The organism is Streptococcus sp. Marseille-Q5112 (assembly GCF_916700555.1).
GTDB lineage: Bacteria > Bacillota > Bacilli > Lactobacillales > Streptococcaceae > Streptococcus > Streptococcus symci.
On sequence record NZ_CAKAKP010000015.1, the window covers coordinates 24,198 to 39,415 of the forward strand.

At 40.9% G+C, this 15,218-nt stretch carries 19 protein-coding genes; 17 read left to right on the forward strand and 2 right to left on the reverse strand.

Annotated features, from left to right (window positions below; translation table 11 throughout):
- Position 1 precedes the first annotated feature (1 nt).
- From gtfA to asp5, 4 genes are read left to right on the forward strand one after another with little or no spacing between them, the layout of a single operon-like run.
- The gene (gene gtfA / locus LG372_RS08800; protein ID WP_042751625.1) at positions 2-1,513 is read left to right on the forward strand and encodes an accessory Sec system glycosyltransferase GtfA; all 1,512 of its coding nucleotides are present in this window, start codon (positions 2-4) and stop codon (positions 1,511-1,513) included.
- Complete coding sequence (gtfB, locus tag LG372_RS08805) at positions 1,506-2,843, forward strand: accessory Sec system glycosylation chaperone GtfB (RefSeq protein WP_225742629.1); 1,338 nt, start codon at positions 1,506-1,508, stop codon at positions 2,841-2,843. Before gtfA ends, gtfB begins: the two co-directional genes overlap by 8 nt.
- A 1-nt stretch (position 2,844) precedes the next feature.
- Complete coding sequence (gene asp4 / locus LG372_RS08810; RefSeq protein WP_049488410.1) at positions 2,845-3,024, forward strand: accessory Sec system protein Asp4; 180 nt, start codon at positions 2,845-2,847, stop codon at positions 3,022-3,024.
- 4 nt (positions 3,025-3,028) lie between these two features.
- Positions 3,029-3,253 (forward strand): accessory Sec system protein Asp5, encoded by a 225-nt coding sequence (gene asp5, locus LG372_RS08815; protein ID WP_004260825.1) that lies wholly within the window; start codon positions 3,029-3,031, stop codon positions 3,251-3,253.
- A 50-nt stretch (positions 3,254-3,303) separates the two neighbouring features.
- On the opposite strand, the gene LG372_RS08820 is transcribed toward asp5, so the two are convergent.
- Entirely contained in the window at positions 3,304-4,257 is a 954-nt protein-coding gene (locus LG372_RS08820) for an aromatic acid exporter family protein (RefSeq protein ID WP_225742630.1), read from the reverse strand.
- 67 nt (positions 4,258-4,324) lie between these two features.
- A complete protein-coding gene (sstT, locus tag LG372_RS08825) occupies positions 4,325-5,530 on the reverse strand; it encodes a serine/threonine transporter SstT (RefSeq protein WP_225742631.1) in 1,206 nt (401 codons plus the stop codon).
- Between the two features lie 257 nt (positions 5,531-5,787).
- Here sstT and LG372_RS08830 point away from each other — a divergent pair, with 257 nt between their 5' ends.
- The 13 genes from LG372_RS08830 to LG372_RS08890 all read left to right on the forward strand — a co-directional run bounded on the left by LG372_RS08830 (position 5,788) and on the right by LG372_RS08890 (position 14,997).
- Positions 5,788-6,354 (forward strand): mechanosensitive ion channel family protein, encoded by a 567-nt coding sequence (locus LG372_RS08830; protein ID WP_225742632.1) that lies wholly within the window; start codon positions 5,788-5,790, stop codon positions 6,352-6,354.
- A 51-nt stretch (positions 6,355-6,405) separates the two neighbouring features.
- Positions 6,406-7,314, forward strand: a complete 909-nt coding sequence (locus LG372_RS08835) for a magnesium transporter CorA family protein (RefSeq protein WP_225742633.1) — start codon at positions 6,406-6,408, stop codon at positions 7,312-7,314.
- Positions 7,315-7,328: 14 nt separating this feature from the next.
- The gene (locus LG372_RS08840; protein WP_246039354.1) at positions 7,329-7,856 is read left to right on the forward strand and encodes a YqeG family HAD IIIA-type phosphatase; all 528 of its coding nucleotides are present in this window, start codon (positions 7,329-7,331) and stop codon (positions 7,854-7,856) included.
- Between the two features lie 2 nt (positions 7,857-7,858).
- Entirely contained in the window at positions 7,859-8,965 is a 1,107-nt protein-coding gene (yqeH, locus tag LG372_RS08845; RefSeq protein ID WP_225742634.1) for a ribosome biogenesis GTPase YqeH, read from the forward strand.
- Positions 8,966-9,179: 214 nt separating this feature from the next.
- Positions 9,180-9,491 carry a ribosome assembly RNA-binding protein YhbY gene (yhbY, locus tag LG372_RS08850; RefSeq protein ID WP_000060169.1) on the forward strand — a complete coding sequence of 104 codons (312 nt, stop codon included), beginning with the start codon at positions 9,180-9,182 and terminating at the stop codon, positions 9,489-9,491.
- A 51-nt stretch (positions 9,492-9,542) separates the two neighbouring features.
- On the forward strand, positions 9,543-10,172 hold the full coding sequence (locus LG372_RS08855) for a nicotinate-nucleotide adenylyltransferase (protein ID WP_049551565.1): 630 nt from the start codon (positions 9,543-9,545) through the stop codon (positions 10,170-10,172).
- The gene (yqeK, locus tag LG372_RS08860) at positions 10,172-10,765 is read left to right on the forward strand and encodes a bis(5'-nucleosyl)-tetraphosphatase (symmetrical) YqeK (protein WP_225742635.1); all 594 of its coding nucleotides are present in this window, start codon (positions 10,172-10,174) and stop codon (positions 10,763-10,765) included. Before LG372_RS08855 ends, yqeK begins: the two co-directional genes overlap by 1 nt.
- Entirely contained in the window at positions 10,766-11,119 is a 354-nt protein-coding gene (rsfS, locus tag LG372_RS08865) for a ribosome silencing factor (protein ID WP_125454847.1), read from the forward strand.
- 109 nt (positions 11,120-11,228) lie between these two features.
- Entirely contained in the window at positions 11,229-11,969 is a 741-nt protein-coding gene (locus tag LG372_RS08870) for a class I SAM-dependent DNA methyltransferase (protein WP_281280797.1), read from the forward strand.
- Between the two features lie 9 nt (positions 11,970-11,978).
- Positions 11,979-13,076 carry a nucleotidyltransferase gene (locus LG372_RS08875; RefSeq protein ID WP_225742636.1) on the forward strand — a complete coding sequence of 366 codons (1,098 nt, stop codon included), beginning with the start codon at positions 11,979-11,981 and terminating at the stop codon, positions 13,074-13,076.
- A 130-nt stretch (positions 13,077-13,206) separates the two neighbouring features.
- The gene (locus LG372_RS08880) at positions 13,207-13,461 is read left to right on the forward strand and encodes a type II toxin-antitoxin system Phd/YefM family antitoxin (RefSeq protein ID WP_000388572.1); all 255 of its coding nucleotides are present in this window, start codon (positions 13,207-13,209) and stop codon (positions 13,459-13,461) included.
- 3 nt (positions 13,462-13,464) lie between these two features.
- A complete protein-coding gene (locus LG372_RS08885) occupies positions 13,465-13,719 on the forward strand; it encodes a Txe/YoeB family addiction module toxin (RefSeq protein ID WP_094753153.1) in 255 nt (84 codons plus the stop codon).
- 207 nt (positions 13,720-13,926) lie between these two features.
- Complete coding sequence (locus tag LG372_RS08890) at positions 13,927-14,997, forward strand: P-loop NTPase fold protein (protein ID WP_225742637.1); 1,071 nt, start codon at positions 13,927-13,929, stop codon at positions 14,995-14,997.
- The last annotated feature ends 221 nt before the right edge of the window (positions 14,998-15,218 follow it).

The following is a 15,218-nucleotide window of genomic DNA, read 5'->3' on the forward strand; positions in this document are numbered from 1 at the left end:
TATGACAATTTATAATATAAATTTAGGACTTGGATGGGCTAGTAGCGGTGTTGAATACGCCCAAGCCTACCGTGCTGGTATTTTTCGAAGTTTGAATTTACCCTCTAAATTTATCTTTACAGATATGATCTTAGCGGATAACATTCAGCACTTAACAGCCAATATTGGTTTTGATGATGAGCAAGTTATCTGGCTTTATAATTACTTTACAGATATCAAGCTTGCACCGACTAGCGTGACGGTTGAGGATGTTTTGTCTAAGTTTGACGGTGTTGAAAGTCGTAGAGAAAAGAATGGCAAGGTTTTGCGTGTCTTCTTTTCTGACCAAGATAAGTTTGTTACCTGTTATTTGGTTGATGAGGACAAGGACTTGGTCCAGTATGTAGAGTATGTTTTTAAAGGAAATTTGATTCGAAAGGATTACTTTTCTTATACGCGTTATTGTAGCGAATATTTTGCTCCCAAGGACAATGTTGCGGTCCTATGCCAACGAACTTTTTACAATGAAGATGGGACTCCAGCCTATGATATCTTGATGAATCAAGGGAAGGAAGAAATTTATCGTTTTAAGGATAAGATTTTCTATGGGAAACCAGCTTTCATGCGTGCTTTTATGAAATCCTTGAATTTGAACAAGTCTGATTTGGTCATTCTGGATAGAGAGACAGGTATTGGACAGGTTGTGTTTGAGGAAGCACAAGTAGCGCATCTAGCGGTAGTCGTTCACGCGGAGCATTATAGTGAAAATGCTACAAATGAGGATTACATCCTTTGGAATAACTATTATGACTATCAGTTTACCAATGCAGATAAGGTTGACTTCTTTATAGTGTCTACTGATAGACAAAAGGAAGTTCTACAAGATCAATTTGCCAAATATACTCAGCATCAACCAAAGATTGTTACCATTCCTGTAGGTAGTATTGATTCCTTGACTGAGTCAAGTCAAGGACGTAAGCCTTTTTCATTGATTACTGCTTCACGTCTTGCCAAAGAAAAACACATTGATTGGTTGGTCAAGGCAGTTATTGAAGCTCGTAAGGAAATTCCTGAATTAACCTTTGATATTTATGGTAGCGGTGGAGAAGATTCTCTGCTTAGAGAAATTATTGCTAGTCATAAGGCAGAGGACTATATTCAACTCAAGGGGCATGCGGAACTTTCGCAGATTTATAGCCAGTATGAGGTCTACTTGACGGCTTCAACCAGCGAAGGCTTTGGTTTGACCTTGATGGAAGCTATTGGTTCAGGCCTTCCTCTAATTGGTTTTGATGTGCCTTATGGTAATCAGACCTTTATAGAAGATGGGCAAAATGGTTATCTGATTCCAAGTTCATCTGACCATGTGGAAGACCAGATCAAGAAAGCTTATGCAGCTAAGATTTGTCAATTGTATCAAGAAAATCGTTTGGAAGCTATGCGTGCCCATTCTTATCAAATTGCAGAAGGTTTCTTAACCGAAGAAATTTTAGAAAAGTGGAAAAAAACAGTAAAGGAGGTGCTCCATGATTGAACTTTATGATCGTTATAGTCAGGAAAGTCGAGATTTACATGAAAGTCTAGTCGCTACTGGTCTTTCTCAACTTGGAGTGGTCATCGATGCAGATGGTTTTTTGCCTGATGGTCTGGTTTCTCCTTTTACCTATTATCTAGGCTATGAAAAGGGAAAACCTCTCTATTTCAACCAAGTCCCTGTTCCAGCTTTTTGGGAAATTTCAGGCAATAATCAGTCTGCTCGTATTGAAGATATGACGCAGGAGAGAGCTCTTATTCATTATGCTGATGGAATGCAGGCTCGCTTGGTAAAACAGGTAGAGTGGAAAGACCTGGAAGGTCGAGTCCGTCAAGTTGATCATTATAATCGCTTTGGTGCTTGCTTTGCTACAACAACCTTTAGCGCAGATAGTGAGCCGGTGATGACGGTTTACCAAGATGTCAATGGTCAGGAAGTTTTACTTGAAAACCATGTGACGGGCGATATATTATTGACCTTACCTGGTCAGTCCATGCGTTACTTTGCAACTAAGGTTGAATTTATCACCTTCTTTTTGCAAGATTTGGAAATAGATACAAGTCAGCTTATCTTTAATACTCTAGCGACTTCTTTCTTGGTTTCCTTCCATCATCCAGATAAATCTGGCTCAGATATCCTGGTTTGGCAGGAACCTCTTTATGATGCTATTCCAGGCAATATGCAGTTGATTTTGGAAAATGATGATGTGCGTACTAAGAAAATCATTATTCCCAACAAGGCGACTTATGAGCGCGCTTTAGAGTTGACTGATGAGAAATACCATGATCAGTTTGTGCACTTGGGTTACCATTACCAGTTTAAACGCGATAATTTCCTAAGACGAGATGCCTTAATCTTGACTAATTCAGATCAGATTGAGCAAGTAGAAGCAATCGTAGAAGCCTTGCCTGATGTTACTTTCCGTATCGCAGCGGTGACAGAGATGTCTTCTAAGCTCTTAGACATGCTTCGCTATCCTAATGTGGTCCTTTATCAGAACGCTAGTCCACAGAAGATTCAGGAGCTGTATCAACTGTCAGATATTTACTTGGATATCAATTACAGCAATGAGTTGCTGCAGGCAGTGCGTCAAGCCTTTGAACACAATCTCTTGATTCTTGGATTCAACCAAACGGTACACAATAGACTTTATATCGCTCCAGACCATCTATTTGAAAGTAGTGAGATTTCTGCTTTGGTTGAGACCATTAAACTGGCCCTTTCAGATGTTGATCAAATGCGTCAGGCACTGGGTAAACAAGGCCAACATGCAAATTATGTTGACTTGGTGCGATATCAGGAAACCATGCAAACCGTTTTAGGAGGCTAACATGTCAGACGAAGATTTATTTTACAAAGACGTTGAAGGTCGTATGGAAGAGTTGAAACAAAAACCGATCAAGAAAGAAAAAGAAACCCGAGGGGAAAAGATTAGTAAGATTTTTTCACTCATCTTGGGTTTAATGATTCTGATTGGTTTACTCTTTACCTTGCTAGGGATTTTGAGGTAGGCCTATGACTGATATTCTGATTGTTTTAGCTATTATCCTCTCTCTTGCTTTGATTGTATTGGTAACCATACAACCTCGTCAAAATCAACTATTTTCCATGGATGCCACTAGTAATATTGGTAAACCAAGCTACTGGCAGAGCAATACCTTGGTCAAGGTTCTCACTTTATTGGTGAGTTTGGCTTTATTCGTTTTACTGTTAACATTTATGGTAATAACTTACAAATAAAAGAAAACTTCAGATATTCACCTTTTGTGATTGGTCTGAAGTTTTCTTTTTTACTGTCCATATTTTTGGTAAAAGTCAACTTTTACTTGGATGAAGGTTTTGGCTTCACGTAGGAGTTGGAGAAGGGTGGCGCGGGTTTCAAATTCTTCTCTTGTCTTGGGCAGACTTCGGTTGCGAAAGACTGTCAGATAACGTTCGATTTCATCTAGTAAATCAGAAGCAGGATTGGTCTGGCTCAGTTGCCCTGCAATTTTTGAAAAGAGTTGGGCTAAAATCAGACTTTCACTGGCAGCTAGGTGACAGGTGTTGATTTGCTGGGCCATATTTCGCAGGATACGGCTTTGTCGCTGTCTCATCTCAAAATAGTGGATATGGTAGTCAGTCTGGTGAAAGAGGTGGTCTGAGTGATCCAAATAGACCAGTCTGAGGGATTCTTCCAAAAGGGTGTCTAATTCGTCAACTAACTGTGCTCGGTTGCGTCCATCCCCTCTGGATAAATAATATTTGAAGCGTTGAAGGATATCTTTTAACTTTTCTTCTACCAATGTATGGTAGTGATGAATTTCCTCTTCTCGTGAAGGCATGTAGAGATTGACAAGTAAAGCAAATCCTGTACCGATAGCAAAGAGAAAGAATTCATTGACTAGAAGGTCTAGAGAGGTTGACTCTTGCACCAAGAGATGGCTAACCAAAACGCTACTTGGTGTGATGCCAATTTCCCATCCCATCTTGTAGGCTAGAGGCACATAGAGGGCTAGATAGAGGCCGAGGCTCCAGATATGAAATCCGCTCAAGTGAAAAGCCAGAACGCCAATAGCAAGAGCTAGAAGCATGGAAAAGAGGCGATTTTGGGCCAGTTTTAAGGTACTTCTACGGGTGTCGGATAGGCTCAAGAGGGCGATGATTCCAGCTGAAACTGCTGAAGAAAGATTGAGAAAATAAGCAAGAAGGCAGGCAAGGCAGGTAGCTAAGATGAGCTTGGTCGTACGTTGGCTAATAGACATAAGGATTTCCTAGTAAGTTAGAATAAAAGCGTAAAAGACAAGACCTGAGCAGGCTTGCCTTTATGAGTTATTTTTTACGGGCTGCTGCGTATTCGGCAACGGCAGTAAAGAGGACGTCTGTAGAAGAGTTGAGAGCTGTTTCACATGAGTCTTGGATGACCCCAATCACAAAACCAACACCGACAACTTGCATGGCAATATCGTTAGAAATACCAAAAAGGCTACAAGCAACTGGGATAAGAAGGAGGGAACCTCCGGCAATACCAGAAGCACCACAGGCTGAGATTGCTGCTACTACACTGAGGACAAAGGCTGTCGCAAAGTCAACAGGGATTCCCAAAGTATTTACTGCAGCAAGGGTTAAAACGTTAATAGTAATCGCTGCTCCGGCCATGTTGATAGTAGAACCGAGTGGGATAGAAACCGAATAGGTATCTGGATCTAGTCCGAGGTCGTGGCAAAGTTTCATATTGACAGGGATGTTGGCCGCAGAACTACGAGTGAAGAAGGCTGTCACACCACTGACACGCAAACATTTCAAAACGAGGGGATAAGGATTTCTCTTCATAAAGAGGAAGGCAATTAGTGGATTGACTACCAGAGCCACAAAGAACATAGTTGTCACCAAGAGGGCAAGCAAGATTCCATAGTTGGCTAGACTGCCGATTCCCTTATCAGAGATGGTTTTGAAGACAAGACCAAGGATTCCAAATGGAGCTAGGTTGATGATCCATTCGACAATCTTAGAAGTCACATCAGCCATAGTTTTCAGTAATTCTTTACTATTTTTGCTGGCCTCTCTCATAGCAATACCGAAAACAACCGCCCAAGATAGGATACCGATGTAGTTTGCTGTGACAAGGGCATTGACTGGATTGTCAACCAGTTTGAGCAAGAGATTGCTGAGGACCTGTCCAATCCCATCTGGTGGTGCGATTTCTGTATTGGCACTATTTAAGGTAATCTCAACAGGGACAATGAAACTTGCTAGTACAGCGATAAGGGCAGCAGCAAAGGTTCCCACTAAGTAAAGGAAAATAACTGTTTTCATATTGCTATCTTGTCCCTTTTGATGTTGGGAAAGGGCGTTAGCAACGAGGGCAAAGACTAGAATAGGTGCGATGGCTTTTAGACCGCCAACAAAGAGATCTCCGAGTAGACCAATTCCTGAAATGTTAGGAAGTGTCAGTCCTAGGGTTCCTCCAATAAGCATACCAATCAAAATCCGTTTGATTAGGCTTGCCTTATTCCAAGCATGAATGAGTTTTTTCATAATAACCTCCTTATACTCTTCGAAAATCAAATTCAAACCACGTCAGCTTCACCTTGCCGTACTCAAGTACAGCCTGCGGCTAGCTTCCTAGTTTGCTCTTTGATTTTCATTGAGTATTAGTTGTGTAATGTTTATGATTATAGTATAAATATGAACTAAAATCAAGAATTTTCTGTCTATTTTGGCTATTATTTTTGAATATTTATGGAGATTCATCACTTGTGAAAGTATGGTATAATAAATGAAAGGAGTTTTCTATGAAAGAATTTATTCAAACCTACCTCAATAAGCTTGATGTTACAACGATTATTGAAAATATCTTAACCAAGTTAATTTCTCTGTTATTTCTATTTTTACTCTTTTATATAGCTAAGAAATTGCTCCATACCATGGTGCAGAGAATTGTCAAACCTTCTCTAAAAATGTCTCGTCACGATGTCGGACGTCAGAAAACCATTTCACGTTTATTAGAGAATGTGTTTAATTATACCCTTTATTTCTTTTTGCTTTACTGTATCTTGTCTATTTTGGGTTTGCCAGTTTCTAGTTTGCTGGCAGGTGCTGGGATAGCTGGGGTGGCCATTGGTATGGGAGCCCAAGGTTTTCTGTCTGATGTCATCAATGGCTTTTTCATCCTCTTTGAACGTCAACTGGATGTAGGAGATGAGGTTGTTCTGACAAATGGTCCTATTACTGTATCGGGCAAGGTTGTTAGTGTCGGCATTCGAACAACTCAACTCAGAGGAGAAGACCAGGTTCTGCACTTCGTTCCCAATCGGAATATCACCGTTGTCAGCAATTTCTCTCGGACGGACCAGGCCTGAAATTTTAGCAGATTTATGGTACAATAGAAAGAGTTTGGTAAAGGAGAGAAGATGTTTTTAGAAAAACAGTTGGGCAATGGTTGTACCTGGATTAACCTAGATTTGGACAAGTTGAAAAAACTAGAGGACCTTTCTGAAATCTACGGTTTGGACAAGGAAACCATTGAATACGCGCTGGATAGAAATGAGCGCGCTCACATGGATTATCACCGTGAAAATGGGACTGTGACCTTTATCTACAATGTCTTGAACTTGAAAAAGGATAAGGAATACTACGAAGCTTTTCCTATGACCTTTATCGTGGAACATCGTCGCCTGATTACCATTAGTAATACCAAGAACGCCTATGTCATTGAACAGATGACCCGTTATCTGGAGAGTCATGACATGCTTTCGATTTACAAGTTTCTCTTTGCCAGTCTGGAAATCATCAGCAATGCCTACTATCCTGTCATCGAGCAGATGGACAAGAGTAAGGATGAGGTCAATGGTCTCCTACGTCAGCGGACGACCAAGAAAAACCTCTTTGCTCTGTCCGACTTGGAGACCGGTATGGTTTATCTTACTGCGGCTGCCAAGCAAAATCGCATGTTGCTAGAGCATATCCAAGGGCATGCCCTCTATCGCAGTTTTAACGAGATTGAGAGAGAACAGTTTGATGATGCTATGATTGAGGCATATCAGCTGGTATCCATGACAGACTTGATTTCTCAAGTCCTCCAACAACTATCAGCATCTTACAACAATATCCTAAACAATAATCTGAATGATAATTTGACAACCTTGACCATCATTTCAGTCTTGCTAGCGGTTTTGGCAGTAGTGACAGGCTTTTTCGGAATGAATGTTCCCCTACCTTTAACAGATGAGCCCCATGCTTGGCTCTACATCAGTTTGGCTAGTGCTGGGTTGTGGATTGTCTTGTCATTGTTACTAAGGAAAATTGCGAAAAAAAGTTAAGAAAAGGAGCCAGAATGGCGATTGAAAATTACATGCCAGATTTTGCTGTGGAAGCAGTTTATGATCTGACAGTCCCAAGCCTGCAGGCGCAGGGAATCAAGGCTGTTTTGGTCGATTTGGACAATACCCTCATTGCTTGGAACAACCCTGATGGGACGCCAGAGATGAAGCAATGGCTACATGACCTTCGGGACGCGGGCATTCGCATTATCGTAGTCTCAAATAACACCAAAAAACGTGTCCAACGAGCAGTTGAGAAATTTGGGATTGATTACGTTTATTGGGCTCTGAAACCCTTCACATTTGGGATTAATCGTGCCATGAAGGAATTCCACTATGAGAAAAGCGAAGTGGTCATGGTTGGTGACCAGCTCATGACAGATATACGAGCAGCCCACCGTGCAGGCATTCGCTCGATTTTAGTCAAACCCTTGGTCCAACATGACTCGATCAAAACGCAGATTAACCGAGCTCGTGAGCGCCGTGTGATGAAGCAAATTACTGAAAAGTACGGACTGATTACATATAAAAAAGGAATTTAACTATGGAAGAAATTCTCTGTATTGGTTGTGGAGCAACCATTCAGACGACAGACAAGGCTGGTCTTGGTTTTACTCCCCAGTCGGCACTCGAAAAAGGTTTGGAGACTGGCGAAGTCTATTGCCAACGCTGTTTCCGTCTCCGCCACTACAATGAAATCACGGATGTCCAGTTGACGGACGATGATTTCCTCAAGCTCTTGCACGAGGTGGGAGACAGTGATGCCTTAGTGGTCAATGTCATTGATATCTTTGATTTTAATGGCTCTGTTATCCCAGGCTTGCCACGTTTTGTCTCAGGCAATGATGTCCTCCTGGTTGGAAATAAAAAAGATATCTTGCCCAAGTCTGTTAAACCAGGCAAGATTAGTCAGTGGCTCATGGAACGTGCCCACGAAGAAGGACTTCGTCCAGTTGATGTCGTCCTAACTTCGGCACAAAACAAACATGCCATTAAGGAAGTCATTGACAAGATTGAACACTACCGTAAGGGCCGCGATGTCTATGTGGTCGGTGTGACTAACGTTGGAAAATCAACTCTAATCAATGCTATTATCCAAGAAATTACGGGTGATCAGAATGTCATTACGACTTCGCGCTTCCCAGGGACAACCTTGGATAAAATCGAGATTCCGCTTGACGACGGATCTTATATCTACGATACGCCGGGAATCATCCACCGTCACCAGATGGCCCACTACTTGACGGCCAAAAACCTTAAGTATGTCAGCCCTAAAAAGGAAATCAAGCCTAAAACCTATCAGCTCAATCCTGAACAAACCCTGTTTCTAGGCGGTCTCGGACGCTTTGACTTCATTGCAGGTGAAAAGCAAGGATTTACAGCTTTCTTTGACAATGAACTCAAACTCCACCGAACCAAGCTAGAAGGAGCTAGTGCTTTCTATGACAAGCATGTAGGAACCCTTCTGACACCGCCAAATAGCAAGGAAAAAGAAGATTTCCCAAAACTAGTTCAGCATGTATTTAACATTAAGGAAAAGACAGACCTAGTCATCTCAGGACTAGGCTGGATCCGCGTAACAGGCATAGCTAAAGTCGCCGTCTGGGCACCAGAAGGCGTCGCCGTCGTCACACGAAAAGCAATTATTTAAACAAAGAAAGGAAAGGGTTGTCTGAATTCGGGCGAGCAAGGCGAGCCCCATAGAGAATACTTTTCACTGTGGTGTTAGTTGGTACAAGTGATTGTACCAACTGCGGAAAATTTGAGACCTTAGGCTCAAATTTTAGTCATGAAAATCCGAAGGACTTTGCTGACGTCCGTCACCACTTCAGAAAAGTATAAAAAGAAACTCTTTTAAAGAAATTATGTCATTAACCTCAAAACAACGTGCCTTCCTCAACAGCCAGGCACATACCCTCAAACCCATCATCCAAATCGGGAAAAATGGACTCAACGACCAAATCAAAACCAGTGTTCGCCAAGCACTTGACGCACGCGAATTAATTAAGGTTACTCTCTTGCAAAACACAGATGAAAATATCCACGAAGTAGCTGAAATCTTGGAAGAAGAAATTGGTGTGGATACTGTCCAAAAAATCGGACGCATCTTGATTTTGTTTAAACAATCTAGCAAGAAAGAAAATCGCAAGATTTCTAAAAAAGTCAAAGAAATCTAAAAACTATACTCCAAACAACTGTTTTTACAGAGAAATAAAGGAGACTAGCCTATGGCAATCGAATTATTGACTCCCTTTACCAAGGTAGAGTTGGAGCCAGAAATCAAGGAGAAAAAACGCAAACAAGTCGGGATTTTAGGGGGGAATTTTAACCCTGTTCACCATGCCCATCTGATTGTTGCGGATCAGGTAAGACAACAGTTGGGTTTGGACAAGGTCCTGCTCATGCCTGAATATCAGCCTCCACATGTGGACAAAAAAGAAACCATTCCAGAACACCATCGTCTCAAGATGTTGGAGTTGGCCATCGAGGGGATAGAAGGCTTGGAGATTGAGACCATTGAACTTGAGCGCAAGGGTATTTCTTACACCTACGACACCATGAAGCTTCTAACTGAGAAGAATCCAGATACAGATTATTACTTTATCATCGGTGCCGACATGGTAGACTATCTGCCCAAGTGGTACCGAATTGATGAGCTGGTCGATATGGTTCAGTTTGTAGGGGTTCAGCGCCCACGCTACAAGGCAGGGACTTCCTATCCAGTTATCTGGGTGGATGTGCCTCTCATGGATATCTCGTCCAGCATGGTGCGTGACTTCCTTGCCCAAGGTCGGAAACCCAACTTTCTCCTGCCTCAGCCTGTGCTAGACTACATCGAGAAGGAGGGGCTCTACTGATGGCCTATCAAGACTATATCAACTGCTCTCGTGAGGCTTTGTTGGAAAAAATGGCAGAGCTTCTGCCTGAAAAACGCTTAACCCATTGCTTGGGTGTGGAGAGTGCAGCCATAGAACTGGCTCAGCGCTTTGGAGTTGATGTCGAGAAAGCAGGTCTTGCAGGCCTTCTTCATGACTATGCTAAAAAGCTGTCAGATCAGGAATTTTTAGACTTGATTGACCGTTATCAGCTAGACCCTGACCTCAAAAACTGGGACAATAATGTCTGGCATGGCATGGTGGGTATCTACAAGATTCAAGAAGATTTGGATTTGCATGATTCGGAAATCCTGCGAGCCATTGAAATCCATACAGTCGGGGCTGGTCAGATGACAGACCTAGATAAGGTTGTCTATGTAGCAGACTATATCGAGCATAATCGTGCCTTTCCTGGAGTAGATGTGGCGCGTGAGATTGCGAGTCTATCGCTTAATAAGGCGGTGGCCTACGAAACAGCTCGTACCGTGGAACATCTAGCTCATCAGGGATTCCCCATCTATCCCCAAACACTTGAAACCTATAACGTCTTTGTGCACTATTTGAAAGAGGACTAAATGAACGAAAAAGAATTACTAGAACTAGTCGTGAAAGCGGCTGATGAGAAACGTGCGGAGGATATTCTCGCACTTGACGTACAAGATTTGACTAGCGTGACGGATTACTTTGTTATTACTAGTTCAATGAATAGCCGTCAGTTGGATGCTATCGCTGACAATATCCGTGAAAAAGTAGCTCAAGCAGGCTTTAAAGGCAGTCATGTCGAAGGCGATGCGGCTGGAGGCTGGGTCTTGCTGGACCTTGGTGCTGTCGTTGTGCATGTCTTTTCAGAAGAAATGCGTGCCCATTATAATCTAGAGAAGCTATGGCATGAGGCGAATTCAGTAGATATTTCAGAAGCTCTTGCTTAGAAGATGAACTCAGTTGTAGTCAACTGGGTTTCTTTGCTTATTTTAGAAAAATTGATAGAAAGGTAAAGGGCGAGTGGTGTTTGCCATGGAGGCTCTTGGTATCATGATTATGGCAACTTATGAAACCTTTGCGGCTGTTTACGATGCAGTGATGGATGATAGTTTATACGATAAATGGACGGATTTTTCTCTGCGTCACTTGCCTAAGACCAAGGAGAGAAAGAAACTCTTGGAATTGGCTTGTGGGACAGGAATTCAATCAGTGCGCTTCTCTCAGGCTGGTTTTGATGTGACTGGACTTGACTTGAGTGGGGATATGTTGAAGATTGCTGAGAAGAGAGCGGCTTCAGCCAAGCAAAAGATTGATTTTATCGAAGGCAATATGCTGGATTTATCCAAAGCATGTCAATATGATTTTGTCACTTGTTATTCGGACTCAATCTGCTACATGCAGGATGAGGTGGAAGTAGGGGATGTCTTTAAGGAAGTATATAATTCCCTCAACGAAGATGGGGTATTTATCTTTGATGTGCATTCGACCTATCAGACAGATGAAGTTTTTCCAGGCTATTCTTATCATGAAAATGCAGAAGATTTTGCAATGCTCTGGGATACTTATGAGGATGCGGCGCCTCACTCCATCGTGCATGAGTTGACCTTTTTTATCAAGGAGGCTGACGGTTCCTTTAGTCGCCACGATGAAGTGCATGAGGAGCGGACCTATGAGGTCTTGACCTATGATATTTTGCTGGAGCAGGCTGGTTTCAAGTCCTTCAAACTCTATGCGGACTTTGAGGACAAAGAGCCTACAGAAACTAGCACCCGTTGGTTTTTTGTCGCACAGAAGTAGGAGATTAGCATGACCATAACGGGTATTATCGCGGAATTTAATCCCTTTCATAATGGGCATAAATACCTGCTTGAGCAGGCTGAGGGACTGAAAATCGTTGCCATGTCTGGAAATTTCATGCAACGTGGAGAGCCTGCTATTGTGGATAAGTGGGCACGGGCCCAGATGGCACTGGAAAATGGCGCAGACTTGATAGTGGAATTGCCCTTTTTAGTCAGTGTTCAGGCGGCGGATTTCTTTGGTCAAGGAGCTGTGGATATCTTGGCTCAGTTGGGTATTGATAACCTCGCTTTTGGGACAGAAGAAATTTTGGATTATCAAAAAATCGCTGACTTATATACAGAGCGGGGTGCTGAGATGGAGCAATTTGTGGAAAATCTGCCTAATTCCCTTTCCTATCCCCAGAAAACCCAAGCCATGTGGAAGGAATTTGCTGGTCTTGATTTTTCAGGCAATACGCCCAATCATGTCCTTGCTCTTGCTTATGCCAAGGCGGTTGCGGGACGAAACATCAAACTCCAGCCGATTCAGCGTCAGGGAGCAGGTTACCATTCTGTGGACAAGAATGTGGACTTTGCCTCGGCGACGGCCCTCCGTCAGCACCAGAAGGACCAAGATTTTTTAGAACGCTTTATGCCTTCTGTTACCCTCTTTGAGCAGGTCAGTAAGGTGAACTGGGAAGACTATTTTCTCTTGCTCCATTATCAAATCTTGTCAAATCCCGACCTAACCACCATTTTTCAGGTCAATCGAGAAATGGCAGTACGCATCAAGGATGCCATCAAGACAGCCCAGTCTGTGGAAGACTTGGTTGAAGCGGTTGCGACTAAGCGTTACACCAAGGCGCGTGTCAGACGCCTCTTGACTTATATCTTGGTGCAGGCTAGAGAAAATGACTTGCCAGAAGCCATTCATGTCCTTGGATTTACTGAAAAAGGCAGGCAACATCTCAAGTCTTTGAAAGGGCAGATCAATCTAGTCAGCCGAATTGGCAAAGAACCCTGGGATGCTATGACTCAAAAGGCTGACCAGATTTACCAACTGGGAAATCCAAGTATAGCAGAGCAGAATTTTGGAAGAGTACCGATTAGAATAGAAACAAACTAAGTCTACTGAAAGGTGGACTTTTTGAATTTTTTACGAATAAATAGATAGAAAAGAAAATCTTGTACAAGTTTCTGACAATTTTTTTCTTTTCGTGTATAATAGTGGAAAAGAGGTAAAACGAGGTATGGTTATGGAAGCAGTTCTTTACTCAACATTCCGAAATCATTTAAAAGACTACATGAAAAAGGTAAATGATGAATTTGAGCCTTTGACGGTGGTCAATAAAAATCCAGACGAGGACATTGTAGTCCTTTCAAAGAGCGAGTGGGATAGTATTCAAGAAACTCTGAGAATCGCTCAAAATAAGGAACTATCTGACAAGGTCTTGCGAGGAATGGCTCAAGTTCGTGCTGGAAGCACTCAGGTCCATGTTATTGAGGAGTGATGAATGCTACTCAAGTTTACAGAAGATGCGTGGGCAGATTATTGCTACTGGCAAACTCAGGACAAGAAGACGTTAAAAAGAATCAATAAACTAATCAAGGATATTCAACGTGATCCCTTTACAGGAATAGGTAAGCCAGAACCACTCAAGTATGACTACCAAGGAGCCTGGTCACGTCGTATTGACGCAGAAAATCGCTTGATTTATATGATGGATGAAGATAGCGTGGCTTTCTTGTCTTTCAAAGATCATTACTAAGTCTACTGCAAAGTAGGCTTTTTATTTTTTAAATTTTTATTAGTAAGTTTAAGATAAAGTTTTTTGGAAAATGACAGAAGCCCTAGTACAAAAGACAAAAACTCAGTAAAGAAATTTAGTATAGCGATTACAATTTTTGTCCTTGAATCCGCTCTATGCTTGTTATTTTGTGGTATAATCATGATAATATAGATTAAAAGGGGATATATGAAAAATATAATGATGAGGATTCTTAATTTTTTTATGAATTTCAAATTATTGAAATATTTATTGAAAAGATCATCATGGAGTAGTAATGTTAGAATTGTTGAATGGTACAAAATATTTATAGCCAGTATATGGGTACTGTATCTTGCACTTGAGATTGACCAATTTAAACGCTTTGCTTTACCTATCTATAAATTTGTATCTAATTATAATTTTTTAAAAGATATTATTTCAATTTTGTATGTGAATCGTGTAATATTGATAGCGCTGACTATACCAACAATACTATTCTGGTTTTTAGATATAATTTTTAAAAAAGTTAATTATAAGAAACTGGACCCAGAGCTATTTCCGGAATATGACTTGGATGACCATCCTTATCAAACACGTCTGGTTGAGTTTTTAAATAGCCCAGATTCTATTCATAATGTGTTCTGGCTGGATGGTTCTTGGGGGAGTGGGAAAACATTTTTTATAAAGACGTTTTTTGAAAATCAAATTTACAAAAAGAAAGAAATCTATTATATTTCCTGTTTTGGGATCAAAACAAGAGAGCAAGCCGAGAGAATATTGATTAATGAGATAGAAAAACAATCCATACTCGGAAATTTGGACTTTATTCCACTTGTTGGAGGAGTTTTTAAATGGTTCTTTAAAACAGTTGGAACCGATTTGATGAAGCGAGATTCTATCGTTATTTTTGATGATCTTGAACGGGTTTCATATGTAGCAAAATCGGATAAGACTTCAGATGAAGCAAAATCAGATGATCCTTCAGATTACAATGATTTATTGGGTTATATTGACTATCTTTCTGAGAATAAAAAATTTAAAATTATTGTAATTTTAAATAGTAAGGAAATGGAAGTAACAAAGAAAAATATCATTGATAACAAATTTAAGCTGAATCATAATCGAATGGTATCTGCAGAAGAAGTCATAGATAGTATTTTGAAAAAGAGTAAATTGAGAGATGATGACTTTGGGAAAATGTTATCATTAATTTTTAAAATTTATTATGTAGATATAGATGAAAAAGTCGTACAAAATAAGAAAAAAACAGAAAAGTAGAGAAACCAAGTTTAAGAGAGTTCCAGAAGTCGTTAAAAGAACTTTCAGATATAACGGATGAAAACGAGAAGGCAAATTATATTATCAAGTGGCTGAATGGTTTTGAAGAAGTTGATAGTATTCTAGAATTATTTTTTGAATCTTTTAAGCATTTTAATAGGATATACAAATATAACAATTTATTTGAGTCTGATTTATTTGAGTCTGACGGATATTTTCAT

Excerpts from the sequence above, each read along its gene's own strand:
- gtfA (WP_042751625.1), top strand. The coding sequence starts at position 2 with ATGACAATTTATAATATAAATTTAGGACTTGGATGGGCTAGTAGCGGT.
- gtfB (WP_225742629.1), top strand. The coding sequence starts at position 1,506 with ATGATTGAACTTTATGATCGTTATAGTCAGGAAAGTCGAGATTTACAT.
- asp4 (WP_049488410.1), top strand. The coding sequence starts at position 2,845 with ATGTCAGACGAAGATTTATTTTACAAAGACGTTGAAGGTCGTATGGAA.
- asp5 (WP_004260825.1), top strand. The coding sequence starts at position 3,029 with ATGACTGATATTCTGATTGTTTTAGCTATTATCCTCTCTCTTGCTTTG.
- LG372_RS08820 (WP_225742630.1), bottom strand. The coding sequence starts at position 4,257 with ATGTCTATTAGCCAACGTACGACCAAGCTCATCTTAGCTACCTGCCTT.
- sstT (WP_225742631.1), bottom strand. The coding sequence starts at position 5,530 with ATGAAAAAACTCATTCATGCTTGGAATAAGGCAAGCCTAATCAAACGG.
- LG372_RS08830 (WP_225742632.1), top strand. The coding sequence starts at position 5,788 with ATGAAAGAATTTATTCAAACCTACCTCAATAAGCTTGATGTTACAACG.
- LG372_RS08835 (WP_225742633.1), top strand. The coding sequence starts at position 6,406 with ATGTTTTTAGAAAAACAGTTGGGCAATGGTTGTACCTGGATTAACCTA.
- LG372_RS08840 (WP_246039354.1), top strand. The coding sequence starts at position 7,329 with ATGGCGATTGAAAATTACATGCCAGATTTTGCTGTGGAAGCAGTTTAT.
- yqeH (WP_225742634.1), top strand. The coding sequence starts at position 7,859 with ATGGAAGAAATTCTCTGTATTGGTTGTGGAGCAACCATTCAGACGACA.
- yhbY (WP_000060169.1), top strand. The coding sequence starts at position 9,180 with ATGTCATTAACCTCAAAACAACGTGCCTTCCTCAACAGCCAGGCACAT.
- LG372_RS08855 (WP_049551565.1), top strand. The coding sequence starts at position 9,543 with ATGGCAATCGAATTATTGACTCCCTTTACCAAGGTAGAGTTGGAGCCA.
- yqeK (WP_225742635.1), top strand. The coding sequence starts at position 10,172 with ATGGCCTATCAAGACTATATCAACTGCTCTCGTGAGGCTTTGTTGGAA.
- rsfS (WP_125454847.1), top strand. The coding sequence starts at position 10,766 with ATGAACGAAAAAGAATTACTAGAACTAGTCGTGAAAGCGGCTGATGAG.
- LG372_RS08870 (WP_281280797.1), top strand. The coding sequence starts at position 11,229 with ATGGCAACTTATGAAACCTTTGCGGCTGTTTACGATGCAGTGATGGAT.
- LG372_RS08875 (WP_225742636.1), top strand. The coding sequence starts at position 11,979 with ATGACCATAACGGGTATTATCGCGGAATTTAATCCCTTTCATAATGGG.
- LG372_RS08880 (WP_000388572.1), top strand. The coding sequence starts at position 13,207 with ATGGAAGCAGTTCTTTACTCAACATTCCGAAATCATTTAAAAGACTAC.
- LG372_RS08885 (WP_094753153.1), top strand. The coding sequence starts at position 13,465 with ATGCTACTCAAGTTTACAGAAGATGCGTGGGCAGATTATTGCTACTGG.
- LG372_RS08890 (WP_225742637.1), top strand. The coding sequence starts at position 13,927 with ATGAAAAATATAATGATGAGGATTCTTAATTTTTTTATGAATTTCAAA.